This is a genomic window from Secundilactobacillus malefermentans DSM 5705 = KCTC 3548 (genome assembly GCF_001436395.1).
GTDB classification, from domain to species: Bacteria; Bacillota; Bacilli; order Lactobacillales; family Lactobacillaceae; genus Secundilactobacillus; species Secundilactobacillus malefermentans.
In genome coordinates this window covers 1-4,768 of record NZ_AZGJ01000075.1, presented here as the reverse complement: position 1 = coordinate 4,768, position 4,768 = coordinate 1, and the positions used below count along the sequence as shown (strand labels likewise).

The 4,768-nt window shown below is 37.9% G+C and carries 4 protein-coding genes; 1 reads left to right on the top strand and 3 read right to left on the bottom strand.

Annotated elements, in window-relative coordinates:
* Positions 1 to 41: 41 nt before the first annotated feature.
* Positions 42 to 698, bottom strand: coding sequence for a deoxynucleoside kinase (locus tag FD44_RS09470; RefSeq protein ID WP_010620017.1), 657 nt, complete (start codon positions 696 to 698; stop codon positions 42 to 44).
* A 165-nt stretch (positions 699 to 863) separates the two neighbouring features.
* Here FD44_RS09470 and FD44_RS09465 point away from each other — a divergent pair, with 165 nt between their 5' ends.
* Positions 864 to 1,634: a Cof-type HAD-IIB family hydrolase gene (locus tag FD44_RS09465; protein WP_010620016.1), complete on the top strand. Its 771-nt coding sequence runs from the start codon at positions 864 to 866 to the stop codon at positions 1,632 to 1,634.
* Positions 1,635 to 1,681: 47 nt separating this feature from the next.
* Here FD44_RS09465 and FD44_RS09460 read toward each other — a convergent pair whose 3' ends face one another.
* Positions 1,682 to 4,396 (bottom strand): glycoside hydrolase family 65 protein, encoded by a 2,715-nt coding sequence (locus tag FD44_RS09460; RefSeq protein WP_010620015.1) that lies wholly within the window; start codon positions 4,394 to 4,396, stop codon positions 1,682 to 1,684.
* 171 nt (positions 4,397 to 4,567) lie between these two features.
* The coding region (locus tag FD44_RS10425) for an IS30 family transposase (RefSeq protein ID WP_143444704.1) at positions 4,568 to 4,768 on the bottom strand (201 nt) is incomplete at its 5' end.

The following is a 4,768-nucleotide window of genomic DNA, read 5'->3' as shown; positions in this document are numbered from 1 at the left end:
TATTTGGGGTTCACTTCAATCAGCTGATTGGTGTTTTTTGTTTATATTGCTTCTGAAATACTTGGCTTACAAATCTTTGCAAGTGCTTCATCTATTTGATCAAGTACAATTTTTTCGTTGCCTGGAACTTCAAGATCGTATTTTTGTAAATCAATCTTGATCTTAGGGCTAATATCATAATTTTTGAACCATTCTTGATAAGCAGTCCAGATCTTTTCGTAGTAAGATTCCAGCTCTGGATTATTGTCAAATTGCTCATAATCTCGTCCACGTTTCTTGATTCTATAAAGAATCGTGTCAAAGTCGCTAGAAGCATACACTAATAAATCAGGTGCTTTCTTTGGTAACTCATCCAGTTCAGTCATCATGTTATCTAGTAATTTAAGATAAACATTCAATTCTGTATCTGAGATGTTTCCTTCAGCATTGTTTTCCTTAGTAAATAGGGCATCCTCATAAATTGAACGGTCTAGGACATTGTTATCGTCTGCTAGAGCCTGTTTAATCATTGCGAATCGCTTGTTTAAAAAGTAAATCTGAAGTAAAAAGCCATACTGTTTTGGATCCTTATAATATAATGGTAAAACTGGATTGTCGCCAACTGGTTCAAAAAATGGTTTTGAATTCAGATGTTTTGCAATCTTTCCTGATAATGTCGTTTTTCCAACGCCAATCATTCCTGCTGTAATAATCACCATGATAGCCCCTCTTTTTATTGAAATCTACAATATATAGTGTAACATATTCTAATTTGACACAACATCTATTTTTGAACTTTTTGAGAATTTCGTTAAAATCTCATCTTTGCCGTAGCTGCGTTACAATGGAGTCGTAATATTAAATATGGAGAGTGAGACATTATTATGACGAAAGCAATTGTATTTTTTGATTTAGATGGAACCCTGTTTGATGACGATAAGCACATTTTGCCGTCAAGTTTAGTAGCCATCCATCAATTACAGCATAAAGATATTTTACCAGTTATTTCAACCGGTAGGAACATTTTTGAAATTAAATCATTGCTAGACGAAACTGGAATTGACTCGGTTGTGAGTGCAAATGGAAGCTACGTTCAGTACCGTGGTCAAAAGTTGTTGGCTGAAACACTTGATCCAAAGCTAATTGAAGAGTTTACGGATTTTGCAACGCAGCAAGGTGACGTGGTGGGCTACTTTAATAATCGAGGAGTTAGATTAAATAAAGAAAATGACTTAACCAGGGCAAACTTTAAAGCACTTAGACTAACCGCAAAAGTTGATCCAAAGTTTTATTTAAAAGAGCCTATTAATTTTATGAACGTCTTTAATACAGATAAAGAAGGACTATATCAGACCCAGTTTAAAGATAAACTATCACTTGTCCGAAACAATCCACGAGCTTTAGATACGATGAAATTTGGTGTTTCTAAAAGAACCGGGATTGAGGCATTATTAAAGACCGCCCATTTGGATGGGGTTCATACCTACGCGTTTGGGGATCAATTAAATGATTTGCAGATGTTTGATGTCGTTGATACGCCGATTGCAATGGGGAATGGGCACAAATTGGCTAAAGAGAAGGCAGCATACATTACGACAACGAATATGGATGATGGTATTGCAAACGGATTGAAGCATTTTAAATTAATCGGATAATAAAATAAAAAGGCGGTGGCAATTTTTAGTTGCCACCGTCATTTTGTTTAATAGGTTGTTTTTTCTTGTTTATTGGCTTCTAAATTAACTTTTTTCCCGCAAACAGTTATTATTGCTGGCTTTTCTGATTTGACAGTCACTAAATGATGACTAATTGAAAAATCAAACCAGTTCCCCCTAAACGCTTCTTTAAAATGAATCGTCGTCCATTCATCCGGCAGCTTTGGTGAGACAGATAATTGGTTATTTTCATAATGAACGCCACCATAATCACGAGTTTCAATCAGAATAGTGGCGCCCATCACGCCTAGGTGAATTCCTTCAGCGGTAGTTCCACCCTGAATATCATAATAGTCTGAAAAGAGGGCGGTCGAGAAGAATTTCCAAGATTGATCCATGTTTTGATCCATCGCGGTTAGAACTGCATACACAATTCTGGAGAGCGTTGAACCGTGAGTCGTTCGATCTAAATAGTACTGAATATTTCGAGTTAGATACCCGTTCGGCAGTTTGTAACCCAGTTTCTGAATAACTGCCTCAACTGATTTAGGACTAATCAAATGGTAAGCCATAAGAGCGTCTGCCTGCTTTGCTACTTGATAGGCATCAGGTGATTTACCTTCTGATTTTAAGAGCCGATCCATTCTTGAAATATCTCCGTACTTTCTTCGATAAGCATCGAAGTCGAGTCTTGGGAGTTTGAAGTAATTTTCAAATTGGGCAATGATGCCAGATGAATTTATGCTTAGTTTTAATTTTGAAGAAATATCTGTCATCTTCACTAGATCCTCATGACTGAATTTGGATTTATTTTCCACAGTGGTGAGAATTTTTTTATCAATTTTAGGGGCTATTTCTAAAATCTGGTCGAATAGCCAAGCAACCATGATATTTGTATAAGCGTTGTTTGTTAGGCCAGGCTTATCAGAGTTAGGGTAGTTTTCATGAAACTCATCCGGACCCATCACTCCAGAAATATTATAGCGTTTTTCTTTGGAATCATAGTGACTCATACTAATCCAAAATTTGGCAATGGAGAGAAGCATTTCAAGACCATATTGGTTCATAAAAGTGGTGTCGCCAGTGATGTTGACGTAATAGAGCACATTGTACGCAATGGCAATTGAAACATGCCGCTGCAAGCGACTGTTATCTGGATCCCATTGGTGGGTAACTGGGTTTAAATGAACAAACTGAGATTGCTCGTCACCTTTTAATCCAGATTGCCACGGGTACATGGCACCTTCATGGCTTTCGCTCTTGGCGTAGTCACGGGCTGCATCAAGGCGATTATAGCGGTACATCAATAAGGATTTAGCAATTTTAGGATAGTGAAGCGCATAAAATGGCATGAAAAACATTTCATCCCAGAAAATATGACCCCGATAGGCTTCACCATGTAATCCACGGGCGCCAATTGATGCATCTAACTTGCCAGATTCCTTTGCAGCTCCAGAAATCATTAAATGGTATAGATTGACACGCGTCAGTTTTTGACTGCTAATGTCATTTTCAATTTGGATGTCGATTTTTTTCCAGGTATCAGTCCAATAGGTTGTCGTATCTTTAGAAATAGCATCAAATAATTGATGGGGTAAATCAGCCGTTGTTGCCGCAGCTAAATCGCCTTTTGTTTCAAGGCTTGTGTGAACAGCTACTGTTTTTTCAAAAGAAAATGACTGACCAGCTGTAACCTGAACGGAAGCAACTTGAAGAATTTGCTGCTTATCGTTCGTTGTTTGAATTTTTAGCTTGTCCGTTGATTCAGAAAGGGACAGGGTACTTCCCACGCAAAATTGGATCTTTGACTGCTTTGTTTGTCCCGCCAACAGGACAACATTATCCTGACTGCTCATGCTTGTGACATCAATGTGGTGCTGGTCAAAATCTTGGTATCGTTCTACATTACCGTTGATTACAGCCGCATCAATTTTTGAATAAACTTGTAGACTCCCGGTAAAATTGACTGGGGTTATGTCATATTTGATTGAAAATCGGTGCCAATTGACCATATCCGCAACTTTTGTGGTTTTTATTTCAAGCAGGTGTCCGGTTGATAGTTGAATGAGCATGGACGTGCTTAACTGACCATTTTTAAGATCCAAACTACGGTATATTTCCTGAATATCATCTTTATCAATTTTGAACGGATTTTGATGATCAACGCCAAAGGAGAGATACTGCGCATTTGGTAGATTTACTAAATCTTCATTGGTCACTTGACGTCCATTTATGTTCGTTGTCAGTTGATTATAGACGCCAGCAACATACATGCCAGGGTAATTATTGGAATCAGCGTTTGCTTCAACGTAAGCACCTCTTAGTCCCAAGTAACCATTACCAATGGTCAGCATTGCCTCCTGCCCATAGTTACGTTTACCGTTATATTGCCCAAAGTAGTCGAGATGCCACTCATTATACTTTTTCTTCTGAGAAACAGCTTCGGCCAGTCCCGATGTGTTGACAGCTTGCTCGCTAACGACTGGAATATTTAGCATGTTTGTGAGAGCAAGTCCCATATCAATTTGCTGATGATTAATGCCAACAATCGTGTCTGAAAAGTTATAAATCAGCGGATCTTCAATAATACCAGCGTCAAAAGACAAGCCAGCTAGTGCAATCTTAATTTTTTCAAGATTCTCACCAATTTTCTGTTTCTTATCATACGCAATCATAAATTTCCGAAAGGGCGGTTGATTATCCTTTTCAGAGTATGATAATTCCATTGATTCATGCATGACCTTCAGTGAAACTGTTCGCATTTAATTACCTCCGTATTCTTATAAACCTTCTAGTTTAATGTTAGGTCTGAAATTGGCATTATTCAACTGTTGTGACTCCAATAAAAAAACCAGGAATGTAGTATGGATCTACATTTCTGGTTTCGATAACGGTTATTTTGATTGCTTTTCTAAAAGTTCCTTAATATNAGTTTAATCCGAACAAGCCCGGAATCTTTCAATGGCAGTCTGTTGATGATGTATTTTTAATGGTCGTTGATTAATTAGTTCAAGTGCTGCTAGGATCTCATCAGTCGTTACTTGGCTAAAATTGGTCTTTTTCGGGAAGAACCAGCGTAACCGTCTATTAAAATATTCATTGGAACCTCGCTCCCATGGTGAATATGGATGGCA